The sequence below is a fragment of the Caulobacter sp. D5 genome (genome assembly GCF_003185805.1).
Lineage (GTDB): Bacteria > Pseudomonadota > Alphaproteobacteria > Caulobacterales > Caulobacteraceae > Caulobacter.
This window is the reverse complement of sequence record NZ_QHJY01000432.1, coordinates 1-1763: the sequence shown is the minus strand read 5'-3', so window position 1 is coordinate 1763 and position 1763 is coordinate 1. Positions and strand designations below refer to the sequence as shown.

The following is a 1763-nucleotide window of genomic DNA, read 5'->3' as shown; positions in this document are numbered from 1 at the left end:
GATTCGAACTCTCGACATCCACCTTGGCAAGGTGGCGCTCTACCACTGAGCTACGCCCGCATCGAAGAGGCTGAAAACAGCGCCCCGCGACGAGGAGGCGGCTTATGGCAGAGCGATCCGGGCTTGGCAAGCGCTGTTGGCCAACTTCATGGGGATGAATGTCGCACTTGCGGAACCGGCCGTTTGAGCGGCTCATTGGACCCTTGGATTTGAGGTCGGGGCCAGGGTTTGCGTCTCTTCGTGTTCGGATTGGGCTTCGTCGGCGCCGCTTTCGCCGAATCTCTGGCCGCGCAAGGCTGGTCGGTGACCGCGACGGGCCGAACGCCCGAGGCGCGGGCGGCGGTGGAGGCCCAGGGCTTCACGGCGGTGGACCCCGACGACAAGGCTGCGATGGTCGAGGCCATGCGCGGCGTCAACGCCGTGCTGGTCACCTCGCCGCCGACCGGCGAGGGCTGCCCGGCGCTGGAGGCGGTGATTCCCGCCCTGGCCGCCGCCGAGGCCTTCCCCGACTGGATCGGCTATCTCTCCACCACCGGCGTCTATGGCGACTTCGACGGCCGCTGGGTCTTCGAATCGAGCCCGCTGAAGGCCCAGTCGGTCGAGGGCGCGCGCCGCGTCGGGGCCGAGCGCGACTGGCGTCAGGTCTGCCGGGGCATGGGGCTGACGGTCGTGACCTTCCGCCTGCCGGGCATCTACGGCCCGGGCCGCAGCGCCTTCGACCGCCTGAAGGCGGGCGAGGGCCGCCGCATCGTCAAGCCGGGCCAGGTGTTCAGCCGCATCCACCGCGACGACATCGTCTCGGGCCTGCTGGCCTCGCTGGAGCGCCCCCGCGCCGGGGCGGTCTACAATCTCTGCGACGACGAACCGGCCCCGCCGCAGGACGTCATGGAGCACGCGGCTCTGCTGCTGGGCGTTCCGGTCCCGCCGGACCTGCCCTTCAACGCCCTGGGCCTGTCGCCCGCCACCCGCCGCTTCTACGCCGAGAACAAGCGCGTCTCGAACGCCCTGGCCAAGGCCGAACTCGGCTGGCGGCCGAAGTATCCGACCTATCGCGAGGGGTTGGCGGCGATCCTGAAGGGGTAGGGGCTAGAGACTTTCGGGCCAGCGTTGTGCGCCGTGAATGACGCGCAGGATTTCGACGCGGTCTTCCGAAACGCGATAGGCGATGATGAACGGGGTCCTAGGCACGACCAGTTCACGTGTCCCAGATCGTCGTCCGATACGGCCTTGATTGGGAAAAGCCGTCAGGCCGCTGGCGCTCTCAACGATTTTCACGATCTGCGCTGCCGCGGCCATAGGTCGATCCGCCGCGATCCACGCCTGGGCTGAGCGAAGGTCGCGCAGCGCTGGCGCGGTCCAGGCTAGCCGCACTTTGGCATGGGCTTTTCGTTGGGGCCGCCCCACGAGGCGACCCACTCCACCACGGCGTCGTGCTCGGCGAGTTGGCCTGCATCGGCGGCGCGGATGCCTTCGTCGATCGCCGCCGCCTGCCAGTCGCGAACGGCGATGAATTCACGCACCGCCTGTTCGACCACCCAGGCCTTGGACTGGTCCATAGCCTGAGCGATCTCGGCGACCTGATCGTCGAGGTCCGGTTCGAGGTCGATCGTGAACGGCTTGGTCATGCGCTTTCGGCTCCGGGGAACAGTCTAGCGCAAGGCCGGTCGGTCGTCGCCTACTCCTCCTCGTCCCCCAGGTCGGCCGCGGCCCAGGCGGCCGCCGGGGCCTGTCCCGCCGAACGCGCGCGGGCGGCGCGGGCCAGG

The 1763-nt window shown here is 69.1% G+C and carries 3 protein-coding genes; 1 reads left to right on the top strand and 2 read right to left on the bottom strand.

Translation table 11 applies throughout. The annotated features are described in order from the left end of the window. Window positions 1-228: 228 nt before the first annotated feature. The gene (locus DMC18_RS22920; RefSeq protein WP_110119548.1) at window positions 229-1083 is read left to right on the top strand and encodes an SDR family oxidoreductase; all 855 of its coding nucleotides are present in this window, start codon (window positions 229-231) and stop codon (window positions 1081-1083) included. 3 nt (window positions 1084-1086) lie between these two features. Here the strand turns inward: DMC18_RS22920 and DMC18_RS22915 are convergent, their stop codons facing one another. Together DMC18_RS22915 and DMC18_RS22910 are read right to left on the bottom strand one after the other, a co-directional pair. After that, window positions 1087-1371 carry a type II toxin-antitoxin system RelE/ParE family toxin gene (locus DMC18_RS22915; RefSeq protein ID WP_110119547.1) on the bottom strand — a complete coding sequence of 95 codons (285 nt, stop codon included), beginning with the start codon at window positions 1369-1371 and terminating at the stop codon, window positions 1087-1089. Continuing rightward, window positions 1362-1625 (bottom strand): CopG family ribbon-helix-helix protein, encoded by a 264-nt coding sequence (locus DMC18_RS22910; protein WP_110119546.1) that lies wholly within the window; start codon window positions 1623-1625, stop codon window positions 1362-1364. The genes DMC18_RS22915 and DMC18_RS22910 overlap by 10 nt, the downstream gene beginning before the upstream one ends. Between the last annotated feature and the right edge of the window lie 138 nt (window positions 1626-1763).